This window comes from Streptomyces sp. R21, from assembly GCF_041051975.1.
GTDB lineage: Bacteria > Actinomycetota > Actinomycetes > Streptomycetales > Streptomycetaceae > Streptomyces.
Genome location: NZ_CP163435.1, coordinates 1,729,679 through 1,746,855, shown reverse-complemented (window position 1 = coordinate 1,746,855; position 17,177 = coordinate 1,729,679). Strand labels below are relative to the sequence as shown.

Annotated in this window: 16 protein-coding genes; all 16 read left to right on the top strand. The window is 70.2% G+C overall.

Annotated elements, in window-relative coordinates; all coding sequences use genetic code 11:
• Positions 1–276 precede the first annotated feature (276 nt).
• The 16 genes from AB5J56_RS08100 to ispG all read left to right on the top strand — a co-directional run bounded on the left by AB5J56_RS08100 (position 277) and on the right by ispG (position 17,169).
• On the top strand, positions 277–2,070 hold the full coding sequence (locus AB5J56_RS08100) for a DUF5941 domain-containing protein (protein ID WP_369242435.1): 1,794 nt from the start codon (positions 277–279) through the stop codon (positions 2,068–2,070).
• Positions 2,067–2,819 (top strand): sugar phosphate nucleotidyltransferase, encoded by a 753-nt coding sequence (locus tag AB5J56_RS08095; RefSeq protein WP_369231469.1) that lies wholly within the window; start codon positions 2,067–2,069, stop codon positions 2,817–2,819. The genes AB5J56_RS08100 and AB5J56_RS08095 overlap by 4 nt, the downstream gene beginning before the upstream one ends.
• Positions 2,807–3,868, top strand: a complete 1,062-nt coding sequence (locus AB5J56_RS08090) for an iron-containing alcohol dehydrogenase family protein (protein WP_369231467.1) — start codon at positions 2,807–2,809, stop codon at positions 3,866–3,868. The genes AB5J56_RS08095 and AB5J56_RS08090 overlap by 13 nt, the downstream gene beginning before the upstream one ends.
• The gene (locus tag AB5J56_RS08085; RefSeq protein WP_369231465.1) at positions 3,846–4,625 is read left to right on the top strand and encodes a CDP-alcohol phosphatidyltransferase family protein; all 780 of its coding nucleotides are present in this window, start codon (positions 3,846–3,848) and stop codon (positions 4,623–4,625) included. Before AB5J56_RS08090 ends, AB5J56_RS08085 begins: the two co-directional genes overlap by 23 nt.
• Before the next feature lie 8 nt (positions 4,626–4,633).
• A complete protein-coding gene (locus tag AB5J56_RS08080; protein ID WP_369231463.1) occupies positions 4,634–5,521 on the top strand; it encodes a glycosyltransferase family 2 protein in 888 nt (295 codons plus the stop codon).
• 97 nt (positions 5,522–5,618) lie between these two features.
• Entirely contained in the window at positions 5,619–6,548 is a 930-nt protein-coding gene (locus tag AB5J56_RS08075) for an ABC transporter permease (protein WP_369231461.1), read from the top strand.
• Complete coding sequence (locus tag AB5J56_RS08070; protein ID WP_369231460.1) at positions 6,541–7,320, top strand: ABC transporter ATP-binding protein; 780 nt, start codon at positions 6,541–6,543, stop codon at positions 7,318–7,320. Before AB5J56_RS08075 ends, AB5J56_RS08070 begins: the two co-directional genes overlap by 8 nt.
• Before the next feature lie 358 nt (positions 7,321–7,678).
• Entirely contained in the window at positions 7,679–8,581 is a 903-nt protein-coding gene (gene hpnC / locus AB5J56_RS08065; protein WP_369231458.1) for a squalene synthase HpnC, read from the top strand.
• The gene (hpnD, locus tag AB5J56_RS08060; RefSeq protein WP_369231456.1) at positions 8,578–9,528 is read left to right on the top strand and encodes a presqualene diphosphate synthase HpnD; all 951 of its coding nucleotides are present in this window, start codon (positions 8,578–8,580) and stop codon (positions 9,526–9,528) included. Before hpnC ends, hpnD begins: the two co-directional genes overlap by 4 nt.
• Positions 9,528–9,668: a DUF6380 family protein gene (locus AB5J56_RS08055; RefSeq protein WP_369231454.1), complete on the top strand. Its 141-nt coding sequence runs from the start codon at positions 9,528–9,530 to the stop codon at positions 9,666–9,668. The genes hpnD and AB5J56_RS08055 overlap by 1 nt, the downstream gene beginning before the upstream one ends.
• Positions 9,665–11,098 (top strand): hydroxysqualene dehydroxylase HpnE, encoded by a 1,434-nt coding sequence (gene hpnE / locus AB5J56_RS08050; protein ID WP_369231452.1) that lies wholly within the window; start codon positions 9,665–9,667, stop codon positions 11,096–11,098. The genes AB5J56_RS08055 and hpnE overlap by 4 nt, the downstream gene beginning before the upstream one ends.
• Positions 11,095–12,225, top strand: coding sequence for a polyprenyl synthetase family protein (locus AB5J56_RS08045; protein ID WP_369231450.1), 1,131 nt, complete (start codon positions 11,095–11,097; stop codon positions 12,223–12,225). The genes hpnE and AB5J56_RS08045 overlap by 4 nt, the downstream gene beginning before the upstream one ends.
• Before the next feature lie 109 nt (positions 12,226–12,334).
• Entirely contained in the window at positions 12,335–14,338 is a 2,004-nt protein-coding gene (gene shc / locus AB5J56_RS08040; protein ID WP_369231448.1) for a squalene--hopene cyclase, read from the top strand.
• A complete protein-coding gene (locus AB5J56_RS08035) occupies positions 14,338–14,979 on the top strand; it encodes a 1-hydroxy-2-methyl-2-butenyl 4-diphosphate reductase (protein WP_369231446.1) in 642 nt (213 codons plus the stop codon). The genes shc and AB5J56_RS08035 overlap by 1 nt, the downstream gene beginning before the upstream one ends.
• Positions 14,980–14,984: 5 nt before the next feature.
• Entirely contained in the window at positions 14,985–16,007 is a 1,023-nt protein-coding gene (gene hpnH / locus AB5J56_RS08030; protein WP_369231444.1) for an adenosyl-hopene transferase HpnH, read from the top strand.
• Positions 16,008–16,011: 4 nt separating this feature from the next.
• Positions 16,012–17,169: a flavodoxin-dependent (E)-4-hydroxy-3-methylbut-2-enyl-diphosphate synthase gene (gene ispG, locus AB5J56_RS08025; protein WP_369231442.1), complete on the top strand. Its 1,158-nt coding sequence runs from the start codon at positions 16,012–16,014 to the stop codon at positions 17,167–17,169.
• The last annotated feature ends 8 nt before the right edge of the window (positions 17,170–17,177 follow it).

Genomic DNA, 17,177 nt, shown 5'->3' with positions numbered 1-17,177 from the left:
CTGCGCCCGCCCTTCGTCTTTCGTGCGCAATGCCGTGAATGTTCAGGTCTGGAACAGCGGTTTGTGGCGCGGGCCCCGGATCCCCGATGATGATCGCGGCGGAGGCGACCGAGCAGACCCGGTTGATCGGGCCGTGAACGGGCGGTGAACGGCCGCTTCCGTTCATCCGATAGCCTCTGCCGACACGCCGCCCGGCCGCTGTTCACGGCGCCAGGGCGCCCTCCATCACGCACACGCCCGGCGCGAGGCCGCGTCGGCACCCAGGGAGTGAGTTCGCTGTCGACCGCCATCCTCACCGGCCAGTCGGTCCCCGGATCGTCGCTCGAGGGCGATCTGCGGTCGCTCGGCTTCGACGTGCGGGTCGCCTCCGACGCCGGTGACGCCGAGACGCTCCTCGCCGAGGTCCCGGCGGGCCAGCGGGTCGCCCTCGTCGACGCGCGCTTCGTAGGACACGTCCACGCGCTGCGCCTCGGCCTCACCGACCCGCGGTTCGCCGCCGCCGGACTGCCCGGCGCCGTCTCCGCGCAGCCCGAGGCCCGCCGCGCGCTGACCCGGGCCCTGGCCCGCGAGAGCTCCGCCACCGGCGGCGTCGCCGTCGCCACGGACAACCTCGCCGACCGCATCGCCGCCGCCCTCAGCGCGGACGGCGTCGACGTGCACCGCCCGGAACTCGGCACGCTCGTCGCCGCGGTCCCCACCGACCCGCAGGAGCGCAACGAAGTCCGCCAGGCCGTGTCCGCCGTGGACGACGAGGCCATACGGCTGCGCTCCGCGGTGAAGGCCCGCGACGGCTTCTTCACGACGTACTGCATCAGCCCGTACTCCCGCTACATCGCCCGCTGGTGCGCGCGCCGCGGCCTGACCCCGAACCAGGTCACCACCGCCTCGCTGATCACCGCGCTGATCGCGGCCGGCTGCGCCGCCACCGGCACCCGCGCCGGCTTCGTCGCGGCGGGCCTGCTCCTGCTGTTCTCCTTCGTCCTGGACTGCACCGACGGTCAGCTCGCCCGCTACTCGCTGCAGTACTCCACGCTCGGCGCCTGGCTGGACGCGACCTTCGACCGCGCCAAGGAGTACGCCTACTACGCGGGCCTCGCCCTCGGCGCCGCCCGCGGCGGCGACGACGTATGGGCCCTCGCCCTCGGCGCGATGATCCTGCAGACCTGCCGGCACGTCGTCGACTTCTCCTTCAACGAGGCGAACCACGACGCCACCGCCAACACCAGCCCCACCGCCGCCCTCTCCGACAAGCTCGACAGCGTCGGCTGGACGGTCTGGGTGCGGCGCATGATCGTGCTGCCCATCGGCGAGCGCTGGGCGATGATCGCCGTCCTCACCGCGTTCACCACCCCGCGCATCACCTTCTACGCGCTGCTCATCGGCTGTGCCTTCGCCGCCACCTACACCACGGCGGGCCGCGTGCTGCGCTCGCTGACCCGCAAGGCCAAGCGCACCGACCGCGCGGCGCAGGCGCTGGCGGACCTCGCGGACAGCGGTCCGCTCGCCGAAGCGCTGTCATCGCTCCTGCGAGGCAAGCCGCGAAAGACGGCGCTGCTCAGCGCGGCCTTCGGAGCCGTGGCCATCGTGACCGCCGCCTGGGTCTGGGGCCCGGCCTGGCAGGTCGTCCTCGTGGCCGGCCTGTACGTCCTGTTGTCGGCGGAAGCCGTCGAGCGCCCCCTCAAGGGCGCCCTCGACTGGCTGGTCCCGCCGCTCTTCCGGGCGGCCGAGTACTGCACCGTGCTCGTCCTGGCGGCCAAGGCGGACGTGAACGGAGCCCTTCCTGCGGCTTTCGGCCTGGTGTCCGCGGTCGCCTACCATCACTACGACACGGTGTATCGCATTCGCGGCAACGCCGGCGCGTCCCCGCACTGGCTGGTGCGGGCGATCGGCGGGCACGAAGGCAGGACGCTGCTGGTCACCGTCCTGGCCGCGCTGCTCACCGCCGCACAGTTCACGGTCGCGCTCACGGTGATCGCCGTGGCCGTGGCCCTGCTGGTGCTCGTCGAGAGCATCCGCTTCTGGGTGTCCTCCGGGGCACCCGCCGTACACGATGAAGGAGAACCCGCATGATCGGCCTCGTGCTGGCGGCCGGCGCCGGACGGCGTCTGCGTCCCTACACCGACAGCCTCCCCAAGGCTCTCGTTCCGGTGGGACCCGCGGGCATAGAGGACAGCATCACGGTTCTCGACCTGACCCTGGGCAACTTCGCGGAGATCGGTCTGACCGAGGTCGGCATCATCGTCGGCTACCGCAAGGAGGCCGTGTACGAGCGTCAGGCGGCCCTCGAGGCGAAGTACGGCGTCAAGATCACGCTGATCGACAACGACAAGGCCGAGGAGTGGAACAACGCCTACTCCCTGTGGTGCGGGCGTGACGCCCTCAAGGACGGTGTGATCCTCGCCAACGGCGACACCGTGCACCCGGTCTCCGTCGAGAAGACGCTGCTCGCCGCCCGCGGCGACGGCAAGAAGATCATTCTCGCCCTCGACACGGTGAAGTCCCTCGCCGACGAGGAGATGAAGGTCGTCGTGGACCCCGCCAAGGGCGTCCAGAAGATCACCAAGCTGATGGACCCGTCCGAGGCCACCGGTGAGTACATCGGTGTCACCCTCATCGAGGGCGAGGCCGCCGCCGAGCTGGCCGACGCCCTGAAGACGGTGTGGGAGACGGACCCGCAGCAGTTCTACGAGCACGGCTACCAGGAACTCGTGAACCGCGGCTTCAAGATCGACGTGGCTCCGATCGGTGACGTCAAGTGGGTCGAGATCGACAACCACGACGACCTCGCCAAGGGACGGGAGATCGCGTGCCAGTACTGACCCGGCTCATCCCCTCGCCGGTCGTCGTGGACATCCGCCCGGGTGCCCTGGACGACCTGGCGAGCGTGCTCTCCGACCAGCGGATCTCGCACTCCGGCAAGCTGGCCATCGCGGTCAGCAACGGCTCGGGCGCCCGGCTGCGCGAGCGGCTGGAGCCCTCGCTGCCCGGCGCGACCTGGTACGAGGTCGGCGGCGGCACCCTCGACGACGCGGTCCGGCTGGCCGACGCCATAAAGTCCGGCCACTACGACGCGGTGGTGGGCCTGGGCGGTGGCAAGATCATCGACTGCGCCAAGTACGCTGCGGCGCGCGTCGGGCTCCCCCTGGTCGCCGTGCCCACGAACCTCGCGCACGACGGCCTGTGCTCGCCCGTCGCGACCCTCGACAACGACGCGGGCCGCGGCTCCTACGGTGTACCGAACCCGATCGCGGTGGTCATCGACCTCGACGTGATCCGCGAGGCTCCGGTGCGGTTCGTGCGGGCCGGCATCGGGGACGCCGTCTCCAACATCAACGCGATCGCGGACTGGGAGCTGTCCCACCGGATCACGGGCGAGAAGGTCGACGGCCTCGCGGCCGCGATGGCCCGCCAGGCCGGTGAGGCCGTGCTGCGGCACCCCGGCGGCATCGGCGACAACGACTTCCTCCAAGTGCTCGCCGAGGCGCTGGTGCTCACCGGCGTCGCGATGTCGATCTCGGGTGACTCGCGCCCGGCGTCGGGGTCCTGCCACGAGATCAACCACGCCTTCGACCTTCTCTTCCCCAAGCGCGCGGCGAGCCACGGCGAGCAGTGCGGCCTGGGCGCGGCCTTCGCGATGTACCTGCGCGGAGCGCACGAGGAGTCGGCGTACATGGCCGAGGTGCTGCGCCGGCACGGACTGCCGGTGCTGCCCGAGGAGATCGGCTTCACCGTGGACGAGTTCGTGCAGGTCGTGGAGTTCGCTCCGCAGACCCGGCCCGGCCGCTACACGATCCTCGAGCACCTCGACCTGAAGACCAACCAGATCAAGGACATCTACACCGACTATGCCAAGGCCATCAGTAGCTGAACTCCGCCCCGTCGTTCACCCCGTGGGGGTGAAGGACCGGCGCAGCGGTGAGCACTGGATGGGACGCCTCTACATGCGTGAGGTGTCCCTACGGGTCGACCGCTACCTGGTGGACACCAGGGTTACCCCGAACCAGCTCACGTACTTGATGACTGTCTGCGGTGTACTCGCGGCCCCGGCACTTCTGGTGCCGGGGATCGCGGGCGCCGTGCTCGGCGTGGTGATGGTCCAGCTGTACCTGCTGCTTGACTGCGTCGACGGCGAAGTCGCGCGCTGGAACAAGCAGTTCTCGCTCGGCGGGGTCTACCTGGACCGCGTCGGGGCCTATCTCACCGATGCCGCGGTACTGGTCGGACTCGGCCTGCGCGCCGCCGATCTGTGGGGCCCCGGGCGCATCGACTGGCTGTGGGCCTTCCTCGGCACCCTGGCCGCCCTCGGCGCGATCCTGGTCAAGGCCGAGACCGACCTCGTCGGCGTCGCCCGCCACCAGGGTGGGCTGCCGCCGGTGAAGGAGGCCGCGTCCGAGCCGCGCTCGTCCGGCATGGCACTGGCCCGCAGGGCCGCGGGCGCACTCAAGTTCCACCGGCTGATCCTCGGCATCGAGGCATCCCTGCTGATCCTGGTCCTCGCGATCGCGGACGCGAACCGCGGCGACCTGTTCTTCACCCGTCTCGGCACCGCCGTACTCGCCGGGATCGCCCTCTTGCAGACCCTGCTGCACCTTGTGTCCATCCTCGCCTCCAGCAGGCTGAAATGAGTACGGCCATGAACACCGAGGCCCTCAAGGTCGGCGCGGTCATCATCACCATGGGCAACCGCCCCGAGGAACTGCGTGCCCTCCTCGACTCCGTCGCCAAGCAGGACGGCAGCCCGGTCCAGGTCGTCGTGGTCGGCAACGGCTCGCCCGTCCCGGAGGTCCCCGCCGGCGTCCGCACGGTCGAGCTGCCCGAGAACCTCGGCATCCCCGGCGGCCGCAACGTCGGCATCGAGGCCTTCGGCCCCGGTGGCACCGACGTCGACATCCTGCTCTTCCTGGACGACGACGGCCTCCTCGCCCAGCACGACACCGCCGAGCTGTGCCGCGCCGCCTTCGAGGCCGACCCCGAGCTCGGCATCGTCAGCTTCCGCATCGCCGACCCCGAGACCGGCGTCACGCAGCGCCGCCATGTGCCGCGGCTGCGCGCCTCCGACCCGATGCGCAACTCCCGGGTCACCACCTTCCTCGGCGGCGCCAACGCCGTCCGTACGAAGGTGCTGGCCGAGGTCGGCGGACTCCCGGACGCGTTCTTCTACGCGCACGAGGAAACCGACCTGGCATGGCGGGCCCTCGACGCGGGCTGGATGATCGACTACCGGTCCGACATGGTGCTGTACCACCCGACGACCGCTCCGTCGCGGCACGCGGTCTACCACCGCATGGTGGCCCGCAACCGCGTCTGGCTCGCGCGCCGCAACCTGCCCGCCCCGCTGGTCCCGGTCTACCTCGGCGTCTGGATGCTCCTGACGCTGGCCCGCAGGCCCTCGCGCCCCGCCCTGAAGGCGTGGTTCGGCGGCTTCAAGGAGGGCTGGACCAGCCCGTGCGGACCCCGGCGCCCGATGAAGTGGCGTACGGTGTGGCGGCTGACCCGACTGGGCCGGCCGCCGGTCATCTGACAAGCTCGATATCTGAGAGCATTCGGCCGTACCCCGGTCCCTGGCGTCTGCCCAGGCCCGATCTGGCCGCGTACTTAGAGGACGAAAGTTTCCACTTGTGAGTGAGACAACGCATGACGGCGGAGTCGCGGTGAGCGACCGACCGTCGCCCGATGAAGGGCTGACAGCGGCCGAGGTGGCTGCCAAGTACGGGCTGGCCGTGAGCGGCGCCCGGCCCGGACTCGTCGAGTACGTCCGTCAGCTCTGGGGACGGCGTCACTTCATCCTGGCCTTCTCGCAGGCGAAGCTCACCGCGCAGTACAGCCAGGCCAAGCTCGGCCAGTTGTGGCAGGTGGCCACCCCGCTGCTGAACGCGGCCGTGTACTACTTCATCTTCGGCTTCATCCTCAAGGCCAGCCGGGGCATGCCGCACGACGTGTACATCCCCTTCCTGGTGACGGGTGTGTTCGTCTTCACCTTCACGCAGAGCTCGATCATGGCGGGTGTCCGCGCGATCTCCGGCAACCTCGGCCTGGTCCGCGCCCTGCACTTCCCACGCGCCTCGCTGCCGATCTCGTTCGCGCTCCAGCAGCTCCAGCAGCTGCTGTTCTCGATGATCGTGCTGTTCGCCGTGGCGATGGCGTTCGGCAGCTACCCGGGCCTGTCGTGGCTGTTGATCGTCCCGGTGCTCGCCCTGCAGTTCCTCTTCAACACCGGCCTCGCGCTGATCGTGGCCCGGGCGGGGGCCAAGACCCCCGACCTCGCGCAGCTGATGCCCTTCCTGCTGCGCACCTGGATGTACGCGTCGGGCGTGATGTTCTCCATCTCGCACATGCTGGAGGGCCGCCCGCCGTGGATCGCCCGCATCCTCGAGGTGAACCCGGCCGCCGTGTACATGGACCTGATGCGCTTCGCGCTCATCGACGGCTACGGCTCGGGCAACCTGCCGCCGCATGTCTGGCTCATCGCGCTGTTCTGGGCCGTGGCGATCGCCGTCGGCGGATTCGTGTACTTCTGGAAGGCTGAAGAGAGGTACGGCCGTGGCTGAGACCCCGCAGCGATCCCACGTTCCCACCGTCATCGCGGACGAACTGCACATCGTCTACCGCGTCAACGGAGCCAAGACCGGCAAGGGCAGCGCGACCTCCGCCCTCAGCCGCATCCTCAAGCGCGGCGAGGAGCGCGGCGTGCGCAAGGTGCATGCCGTCAGGGGCGTCTCCTTCACCGCCTACCGCGGCGAGGCCATCGGCCTGATCGGCTCCAACGGCTCCGGCAAGTCCACCCTGCTGCGCGCGATCGCCGGGCTGCTCCCCGCCGAGAAGGGCCACGTCTACACCGACGGTCAGCCCTCGCTGCTGGGCGTCAACGCGGCCCTGATGAACGACCTGACGGGCGAGCGGAACGTCATATTGGGCGGGCTCGCCATGGGCATGTCCCGCGAGCAGATCAAGGAGCGCTACGAGGAGATCGTCGACTTCTCCGGCATCAACGAGAAGGGCGACTTCATCACGCTGCCGATGCGGACGTACTCCTCCGGCATGGCGGCCCGGCTGCGCTTCTCCATCGCGGCGGCCAAGGACCACGACGTCCTGATGATCGACGAGGCCCTCGCCACCGGCGACCGCAAGTTCCAGAAGCGCTCCGAGGCCCGCATCCGCGAGCTGCGCAAGGAAGCCGGCACGGTGTTCCTGGTCAGCCACAACAACAAGTCGATCCGCGACACCTGCGACCGCGTGCTGTGGCTGGAGCGCGGCGAACTGCGCATGGACGGCCCGACCGAAGAGGTCCTCAAGGAGTACGAGAAGTTCACGGGGAAGTAAACCGTTTTGCCCAGGGCCCCGCCGGAACTGCCCGGCGGGGCCCTGCGTCTGCAAAGGAAACGCCAACTCCGGCCACCCTTAGGAATCTTGACGTCAATCGGTGTGTTCTTGTGATGTGCAGGACACCCCGACGGAGCGCAGCGCGTTGTACAACGTAAGCTGTACCGGTGCTGAATCGCGTCAAGTAGGGCGATAATGCGCGACACCGGCATCGGCCGCGCTGCGCGGACCTCCGGGCGGCGTGTCCGAAATGGGCAGTATTGGGTCGGCAGTGTAGAACGGGAGATGTGACGGCTATGGCTACGGAAACTCTCCAGCTGCGCGATGCGTGTGCCGTCCCCGTAGCGGGAAGTGAGCGGTGACAGGAGCAGGGACGGAGCGCGCCGGGGGCCCCGAGCGCGGCACGCTCGACAAGGCCGCGGACGAGAACTTCCCCGTGGCGCCGTTCTTCCTGCCCAAGGCCTGGCGCGAGGACCTGATGGCCGTGTACGGCTTCGCCCGCCTGGTGGACGACATCGGCGACGGCGACCTGGCCCCCGGCGGCGCGGACGCCCGACTGCTCGGCGTCTCCCCGCGGGAGGCCGACGACAGGCTGGTGCTCCTCGACGCCTTCGAAGACGATCTTCACCGGGTGTTCGACTCGACTCCGCGCCACCCTCTGCTGCGCAGGCTCCAGCCCACCGTGCGGCGTGCCCGCCTCGCCCCCGAGCCCTTCCTCGGCCTGATCGCAGCCAACCGCCAGGACCAGCTGGTCAAGCGGTACGAGACCTACGACGACCTGCTCGCCTACTGCGAGCTCTCCGCCAACCCCGTCGGCCGCCTCGTCCTCGCCGTCACCGGCACCTCGACGCCCGAGCGCGTCCGCCGCTCCGACGAGATCTGCACCGCGCTGCAGATCGTCGAACACCTCCAGGACGTCGCCGAGGACCTCGGCCGCGACCGGATCTATCTTCCCGCCCAGGACATGAAGCGCTTTCACGTCCAGGAGGCGGATCTCGCCACGACCACCGCGGGCGCATCAGTGCGCGCACTGGTTGCATACGAAGCGGAACGCGCCCTGAACCTCCTGAATGAAGGCACCCCCCTCGTGGGTAGCGTCCACGGCAGGCTGAAGCTGCTGCTCGCAGGGTTCGTGGCGGGGGGAAGGGCGGCGATCCACGCGATCGCCGCCGCTGAATTCGACGTACTTCCCGGCCCGCCCAAGCCCGGCAAGCTCCGGCTGCTGCGTGAGGCGGGCGTGACTCTGCGAGGAGAGGGGTGATCCGGACCGTGGAGTCGGAACAGCACGTGTCAGCACCGGTACTCGCCGCGTACAGCTACTGCGAGGCAGTGACCGGGCAGCAGGCCAGGAATTTCGCGTACGGCATCAGACTGCTGCCGACGCCCAAGCGCCGTGCGATGTCGGCGCTCTACGCGTTCTCGCGGCGCGTCGACGACATCGGTGACGGCACGCTGGCGTCGGACGTCAAGACGACGCGTCTGGAGGAGACGAGAGCGCTGCTCACGCGGGTCCGTGAGGGCCGCGTCGACGAGGACGACACCGACCCGGTCGCGGTCGCCCTCGCTCACGCCGGGACGCACTTCCCGATCCCGCTCGAAGGGCTCGACGAGCTCATCGACGGCGTCGTGATGGACGTACGCGGCGAGACCTACGAGACCTGGGACGACCTGAAGGTCTACTGCCGCTGCGTGGCCGGGGCGATCGGGCGGCTCTCGCTCGGCGTGTTCGGCACGGAACGGGGGGCGCGCGGAGCCGAGCGCGCGCCGGAGTATGCCGACACGCTCGGGCTCGCGCTCCAGCTCACCAACATCCTGCGGGACGTGCGCGAGGACGCCGAGGGCGGGCGCACCTATCTGCCCGCCGACGACCTGGCCAAGTTCGGCTGCTCGGCCGGGTTCAACGGTCCGAATCCACCGGAGGGCTCCGACTTCGCGGGCCTCGTGCACTTCGAAGTGCGTCGGGCCCGCGCTCTTTTCGCCGAGGGCTACCGGCTGCTTCCGATGCTGGACCGGCGCAGCGGCGCCTGTGTCGCGGCCATGGCCGGCATCTACCGCCGCCTCCTGGACCGCATCGAGCGCGAGCCGGAGGCCGTGCTGCGCGGCCGGGTCTCGCTGCCCGGACGGGAGAAGGCCTACGTCGCCGTGCGCGGCCTGTCCGGCCTCGATGCCCGGCATGTGTCGCGCCAGGCGATCAGGAGGCGCGCCTGATGGACAAAATGGGCCAAGGTGATTCCAGCGGAAAAAAGCGGCACGCAACCCTCCGTCGCCGCGTGGCGTCCCTGACTGCAGCGACCTGCCGTGCATCGTTCAATCACTGCGGCACGGTCGACGGGGAGGGCATGCGATGAGTGAGGGTACGGAGGCGGAGGCGCCCAGCGCGTCCGAGCGGGCGTCCGCCGTGGTGGTCGGCGGAGGGCTCGCCGGGATCACCGCCGCGCTCGCGCTCGCCGACGCCGGGGTGCGGGTGACCCTGCTGGAGGGGCGGCCGCGGCTCGGCGGACTCGCCTTCTCCTTCCAGCGCGGCGATCTCACCGTGGACAACGGGCAGCATGTGTACCTGCGCTGCTGCACCGCCTACCGGTGGTTCCTCGACCGCATCGACGGAGCCCCGCTGGCGCCGCTGCAGGATCGTCTCGACGTGCCCGTTCTCGACGCGGAGGGCAGGCCCGGGCGACGGCTCGGCAGAATCGGCCGCACGGCACTGCCCGTACCACTGCATCTGGCGAAAAGCCTCGCGACGTATCCCCATCTGTCGCTCGCCGCGCGCGCCAAGGTCGGCCGTGCCGCACTGGCGCTCAAGGGCCTGGACCTCGCCGATCCCGCGCTCGACGCGCAGAACTTCGGCACCTGGCTGGCCGAGCACGGTCAGTCGGAGCGTGCCATCGAGGCACTGTGGGACCTGGTGGGGGTCGCCACCCTCAACGCGGTGGCCGGCGATTCCTCGCTCGCGCTCGCCGCGATGGTGTTCAAGACCGGTCTGCTGTCCGACCCGGGCGCGGCCGACATCGGCTGGGCGCGCGTCCCGCTGGGCGAACTGCACGACACTCTGGCCCGCAAGGCGCTCGACTCCGCGGGCGTCCGTACCGAAGTCCGTACACGCGTCACCTCCATCTCCCCTAACGGAAACGGGCGTTGGAGCGTTCAGGTTCCCGGCGAGCGCATCGACGCCGACGCGGTCGTCCTCGCCGTACCCCAGCGCGAGACCCACGATCTGCTGCCCGAGGGCGCGCTCGACGCCCCTGAGCGGCTGCTGGAGATCGGCACCGCGCCGATCCTCAACATCCACGTGGTCTACGACCGCAAGGTGCTCGCGCGGCCGTTCTTCGCGGCGCTCGGCTCCCCGGTGCAGTGGGTCTTCGACCGCACCGAGGCCTCCGGGCTGCGCCAGGGCCAGTACCTGGCGCTGTCGCAGTCGGCCGCCCAGGACGAGATCGACGAGCCCGTCGCCGTACTGCGCGAGCGCTATCTGCCCGAGCTGGAGCGGCTGCTGCCCGGCGCGCGCGGCGCCGAGGTGAAGGACTTCTTCGTGACCCGGGAGCGCACGGCGACGTTCGCCCCCACCCCCGGCGTCGGTCGACTGCGGCCCGGCGCCCGCACCAAGGCCCCCGGCCTGTACCTGGCCGGAGCGTGGACCGCCACAGGGTGGCCCGCGACCATGGAGAGTGCGGTCCGCAGTGGCGTCGGTGCGGCCGGTGCCGCGCTGAGCGCCCTGGGCCGGCCCCGCGATCATCTCCTCGAAGTGTTCGAGTCCTTCGAGTCCTTCGAGGAGGCGGCATGACGCTCGATCTGCACGGGACTGGTCCCCGCACCCCCGGTACCGCAACAAGAGGAGAGACTGTGCCCACTGTGCCCCCGGCCGAAACGGCTGCCGACGCGGTGGACGTGACCGCGCTCCTGGAGCGCGGCCGGACCCTGGCCACACCGGTACTGCGGGCGGCCGTCGACCGCCTGGCACCCCCCATGGACACCGTCGCCGCCTATCACTTCGGCTGGATCGACGCCGAGGGCAACCCCGCCGACGGCGACGGCGGCAAGGCCGTGCGCCCCGCGCTCGCGGTGCTCTCCGCCGAGGTCACCGGCGCCGCACCCGAGGTGGGCGTGCCCGGAGCGGTCGCCGTCGAGCTGGTGCACAACTTCTCGCTGCTGCACGACGACCTGATGGACGGCGACGAGCAGCGCCGCCACCGCGACACCGTCTGGAAGGTGCACGGCCCTGCCCAGGCCATCCTCGTCGGCGACGCCCTGTTCGCGCTGGCCAACGAGCTGCTGCTGGAGCTCGGCACCGTCGAGGCCGGCCGCGCCACCCGCCGGCTGACCACCGCGACCCGCGCCCTGATCGACGGCCAGGCGCAGGACATCTCCTACGAGCACCGCGAGCGGGTCACCGTCGAGGAGTGCCTGGAGATGGAGGGCAACAAGACGGGCGCCCTGCTCGCCTGCGCCTGCTCCATCGGCGCGGTGCTCGGCGGCGCCGACGACCGCACGGCCGACACCCTGGAGAAGTACGGCTACCACCTGGGCCTCGCCTTCCAGGCCGTCGACGACCTGCTGGGCATCTGGGGCGACCCGGAGGCGACCGGCAAGCAGACCTGGAGCGATCTGCGCCAGCGCAAGAAGTCCCTGCCGGTGGTGGCCGCGCTCGCCGCGGGCGGGCCCGCCTCCGAGCGCCTGGCCGAACTGCTCGCCGCCGACGCCAAGAGCAGCGACTTCGAGAACTTCTCCGAGGAGGAGTTCGCCGTGCGCGCCGCGCTCATCGAGGAGGCGGGCGGCCGCGAGTGGACCGCTCAGGAGGCGCGCCGCCAGCACACGATCGCCGTCGACGCGCTGGACTTGGTCGACATGCCCCTCCGAGTACGGGACCAGTTCGTGGCGCTCGCCGACTTCGTCGTCGTACGGAAGAGATGATCACTATCGGTCGAATGACCCTCGCTTAGTCGCCGGCCGGTGTCCGGCAGCACGAGCACCGGCCGACGGCGGACCCACAGCAGAAGAACCACTGCACGAAGGGGAAGCCATGACAGCGACGACCGACGGAAGCACCGGGGCCCTGCCGCCCCGCGCTGCCGCGGCCAGCGAAACCCGTAGAGAGACGACTCCCGCGGCGGCCGGGACAGTCGAGACCCGGGACGCCGCCGTGCGCGCGATACAGCGCGCCACCGACTTCCTGCTCTCGCGGCAGGACGCCCAGGGCTGGTGGAAGGGCGACCTCGAGACGAACATCACGATGGACGCCGAGGACCTGCTGCTGCGCCAGTTCCTGGGGATCCGTGACGAGGCGACCACGAGCGCCACCGGGCTCTTCATCCGCGGCGAGCAGCGCGACGACGGCGCCTGGGCCACTTTCTACGGCGGACCGGGCGACCTCTCCGCCACCATCGAGGCGTACGTCGCCCTGCGGCTGGCCGGGGACGGCCCGGACGAGCCGCACATGGCGCGGGCGTCCGCATGGGTCCGCGAGCGGGGCGGCATCGCCGCGGCCCGCGTCTTCACCCGGATCTGGCTCGCGCTGTTCGGCTGGTGGAAGTGGGACGACCTGCCCGAACTCCCGCCGGAGCTCATCTACTTCCCGAAGTGGGTGCCGCTGAACATCTACGACTTCGGGTGCTGGGCGCGGCAGACCATCGTGCCGCTGACGATCGTCTCCGCCAAGCGCCCGGTGCGTCCCGCGCCGTTCCCGCTGGACGAGCTGCACAGCGACGCGGGCGACCCCAACCCGGTCAAGCAGCTTGCCCCCGTGGCGAGTTGGGACGGCGTCTTCCAGCGACTGGACAAGGCGCTGCACACCTATCGCAAGGTCGCTCCGCGCCGACTGCGCAAGGCGGCCATGAACACCGCCGCGCGCTGGATCATCGAGCGGCAGGAGAACGACGGCTGCTGGGGAGGCATCCAGCCGCCCGCCGTGTACTCGGTCATCGCGCTGCACCTGCTGGGTTATGACCTCGAACACCCGGTGATGCGCGCCGGGTTGGAGTCCCTGGACCGCTTCGCGGTGTGGCGCGAGGACGGGGCCCGGATGATCGAGGCCTGCCAGTCCCCGGTGTGGGACACCTGCCTCGCCACCATCGCGCTCGCCGACGCGGGGCTGCCCGCCGACCATCCGGCGCTGGTGAAGGCCGCGGACTGGATGCTCGGCGAGGAGATCGTGCGGCCCGGGGACTGGTCGGTCAAGCGGCCCCAACTGCCGCCGGGCGGCTGGGCGTTCGAGTTCCACAACGACAACTACCCCGACATCGACGACACCGCCGAGGTGGTGCTCGCGCTGCGCCGGGTCAGGCACCACGACCCGGAACGCGTCGAGAAGGCCATCGGGCGCGGGGTCCGCTGGAACCTCGGCATGCAGTCGAAGAACGGCGCCTGGGGTGCCTTCGACGTCGACAACACCAGCCCGTTCCCGAACCGTTTGCCGTTCTGCGACTTCGGCGAGGTCATCGACCCGCCGTCCGCGGACGTCACCGCGCACGTCGTGGAGATGCTCGCCTTCGAGGGCCTGGCCCATGACCCGCGCACCCGGCGCGGCATCGAGTGGCTGCTCGCCGAACAGGAGGCGAACGGCTCCTGGTTCGGCCGCTGGGGTGTCAACTACGTCTACGGCACGGGGTCGGTGGTGCCCGCGCTGGTCGCTGCCGGATTCCCCGCCGCCCACCCCGCGATCCGCCGGGCGGTGACCTGGCTGGAGACCGTGCAGAACGACGACGGCGGCTGGGGCGAGGACCTGCGCTCCTACCACGACGCGGCCGAGTGGAGCGGGCGCGGCGCCTCGACGCCCTCGCAGACGGGCTGGGCGCTGATGGCGCTGCTCGCCGCCGGGGAGGCCGAATCCAAGGCGGTGGAGCGCGGGGTCGCCTGGCTCGCGGAGACCCAGCTGGCGGACGGCTCCTGGGACGAGCCGTACTTCACCGGCACCGGGTTCCCGTGGGACTTCTCGATCAACTACCACCTCTACCGCCAGGTCTTCCCGCTCACCGCGCTCGGCCGCTACGTCAACGGCGAGCCGTCCGCCCAGGTCAAGGGGGGTTGATGAGCTCCAAGCCCGAACAAGCACCGCTGCTGATCGCCTGCGCGCTCGGCATCGAGCACCTCGCCCTGCGCAGCGGCGACCGCAGCGGCGCCGACGGGCCCGTCACCGTGCTGCGCACCGGCATGGGGCCCAAGGCCGCCGAGCGGTCCGTGACCCGCGTACTCGCCGACCCGGCGCTGCGCGAGGCGGCCGTCCTGGCCACGGGCTTCTGCGCGGGGCTCGCCCCCGGCATGCACCCCGGTGACCTGGTGGTCGCCGAGGAGACCAGGGATCCGCGCGGTACGACCGCCTGTGTGGGCACCGAGCTGCTCGTCAAGGAACTCGTGCGCGCCGTGCCGGGGCGCACCGTCCACACGGGGCCGCTCACCGGCTCCGATCACGTCGTCCGCGGTCACGAACGGGCGGATCTGCTCGCGACCGGCGCAATCGCGGTCGACATGGAGTCGGCGTCCACGCTCCTCAGCGCCGTGCGCACGGGCGTGCGCCCGGTTGCGGCCGTACGGGTGGTCGTGGACGCTCCAGAACATGAACTCGTCCGTATCGGCACGGTGCGCGGTGGAATATCAGCTTTCCGTGTCCTTCGTGCCGTCCTTCCCGCTTTTTTTGAATGGCACCGTTCTTTGTTGCTCCCTCGGAGGTGAGCCAGATGGCCATGCCGCTGCGCCAGACCATGAAGGTCGCTGCATATCTGTTTGAACAGAAGCTCAGGAAGCGGGACAAGTTCGCGCTGCTCGTCGAGTTGGAGCCGCTCTTCGCCTGCAACCTCGCATGCGAGGGCTGCGGCAAGATCCAGCACCCGGCGGGGGTGCTGAAGCAGCGCATGCCGGTCGCGCAGGCCGTGGGCGCGGTGCTGGAGTCCGGCGCGCCGATGGTGTCCATCGCCGGCGGCGAGCCGCTGATGCACCCTCAGATCGACGAGATCGTGCGGCAGTTGGTGGCGAAGAAGAAGTTCGTCTTCCTCTGCACCAACGCCTTGTTGATGCGCAAGAAGATGGACAAGTTCAAGCCCTCTCCCTACTTCGCGTGGGCCGTGCACATCGACGGGCTGCGCGAGCGGCACGACGAGTCCGTGGCCAAGGAAGGCGTGTTCGACGAGGCGGTGGAGGCCATCAAGGAGGCCAAGCGGCGCGGCTTCCGGGTCACCACCAACTCGACCTTCTTCAACACCGACACCCCGCAGACGATCATCGAGGTCCTCAACTACCTCAATGACGACCTGAAGGTGGACGAGATGATGCTCTCGCCCGCCTACGCCTACGAGAAGGCTCCCGACCAGGATCACTTCCTCGGCGTCCAGCAGACCCGGGAGCTGTTCAAGAAGGCCTTCGCGGGTGGCAACCGGCGCCGCTGGCGGCTCAACCAGAGCCCGCTCTTCCTGGACTTCCTGGAGGGCAAGGTCGACTTCCCGTGCACCGCGTGGGCGATCCCGAGCTACTCGCTCTTCGGCTGGCAGAAACCCTGCTATCTGATGAGCGACGGGTACGTGCAGACGTACAAGCAGCTCCTGGAGGAGACCGACTGGGACTCCTACGGCCGCGGCAAGGACGACCGGTGCGCCAACTGCATGGCGCACTGCGGCTATGAGCCGACCGCCGTCCTCGCGACCATGGGCTCCCTCAAGGAGTCGCTGCGCGCCGCCCGCGAGACCTTCACGGAAAGCAAGGGCTGACGTCATGACCGCCGTTTCCTTGGGCGTCCCCGAGGTGCCGGTCCGACCGATCGCGGAGCGCCGCGTCTCGCGGCAGATCCAGGTCGGACCGGTGGCGGTCGGGGGCGGGGCACCCGTGTCGGTGCAGTCGATGACGACGACGCGTACGTCGGACATCGGCGCCACGCTCCAGCAGATCGCGGAACTCACCGCGTCCGGCTGCCAGATCGTGCGCGTCGCCTGTCCCACACAGGACGACGCGGACGCGCTCGCGACCATCGCCCGCAAGTCGCAGATCCCGGTGATCGCGGACATCCACTTCCAGCCGAAGTACGTGTTCGCGGCGATCGACGCGGGCTGCGCGGCGGTGCGGGTGAACCCGGGCAACATCAAGCAGTTCGACGACAAGGTGAAGGAGATCGCGCGGGCCGCCAAGGACGCGGGCACGCCGATCCGGATCGGCGTCAACGCGGGCTCGCTCGACCGGCGGCTGCTGCAGAAGTACGGCAGGGCCACGCCCGAGGCGCTCGTCGAGTCGGCGCTGTGGGAGGCGTCGCTCTTCGAGGAGCACGGGTTCCGCGACATCAAGATCTCGGTCAAGCACAACGACCCGGTGGTCATGGTCAACGCCTACCGCCAGCTGGCGGCGCAGTGCGACTACCCGCTGCACCTCGGCGTGACCGAGGCGGGCCCCGCCTTCCAGGGCACGATCAAATCGGCGGTCGCCTTCGGGGCGCTGCTCAGCGAGGGCATCGGGGACACCATCCGGGTGTCGCTCAGCGCCCCGCCCGCCGAGGAGTGCAAGGTCGGCATCCAGATCCTGGAGTCGCTCGGCCTCAGGCAGCGCCGCCTGGAGATCGTCTCGTGCCCGTCCTGCGGGCGGGCCCAGGTCGACGTGTACAAGCTGGCCGAAGAGGTCACGGCCGGCCTGGAGGGGATGGAGGTGCCGTTGCGCGTCGCGGTCATGGGCTGCGTCGTCAACGGCCCGGGCGAGGCCCGCGAGGCCGACCTCGGCGTCGCCTCCGGCAACGGCAAGGGCCAGATCTTCGTCAAGGGAGAGGTCATCAAGACGGTCCCCGAGTCGAAGATCGTGGAGACCCTCATCGACGAGGCGATGAAGATCGCCGAACAGATGGAGAAGGACGGCGTCACGTCCGGGGAACCGGCCGTCACCGTGAAGTGAAGTAGGCA

Bases quoted from the DNA above. Each gene is read 5' to 3' on its own strand.
- hpnH (WP_369231444.1), top strand. From the start codon at position 14,985: ATGGCCATGCCGCTGCGCCAGACCATGAAGGTCGCTGCATATCTGTTT.
- shc (WP_369231448.1), top strand. From the start codon at position 12,335: ATGACAGCGACGACCGACGGAAGCACCGGGGCCCTGCCGCCCCGCGCT.
- AB5J56_RS08035 (WP_369231446.1), top strand. From the start codon at position 14,338: ATGAGCTCCAAGCCCGAACAAGCACCGCTGCTGATCGCCTGCGCGCTC.
- ispG (WP_369231442.1), top strand. From the start codon at position 16,012: ATGACCGCCGTTTCCTTGGGCGTCCCCGAGGTGCCGGTCCGACCGATC.
- AB5J56_RS08095 (WP_369231469.1), top strand. From the start codon at position 2,067: ATGATCGGCCTCGTGCTGGCGGCCGGCGCCGGACGGCGTCTGCGTCCC.
- AB5J56_RS08055 (WP_369231454.1), top strand. From the start codon at position 9,528: ATGGACAAAATGGGCCAAGGTGATTCCAGCGGAAAAAAGCGGCACGCA.
- AB5J56_RS08085 (WP_369231465.1), top strand. From the start codon at position 3,846: ATGCCAAGGCCATCAGTAGCTGAACTCCGCCCCGTCGTTCACCCCGTG.
- hpnE (WP_369231452.1), top strand. From the start codon at position 9,665: ATGAGTGAGGGTACGGAGGCGGAGGCGCCCAGCGCGTCCGAGCGGGCG.
- AB5J56_RS08080 (WP_369231463.1), top strand. From the start codon at position 4,634: ATGAACACCGAGGCCCTCAAGGTCGGCGCGGTCATCATCACCATGGGC.
- AB5J56_RS08045 (WP_369231450.1), top strand. From the start codon at position 11,095: ATGACGCTCGATCTGCACGGGACTGGTCCCCGCACCCCCGGTACCGCA.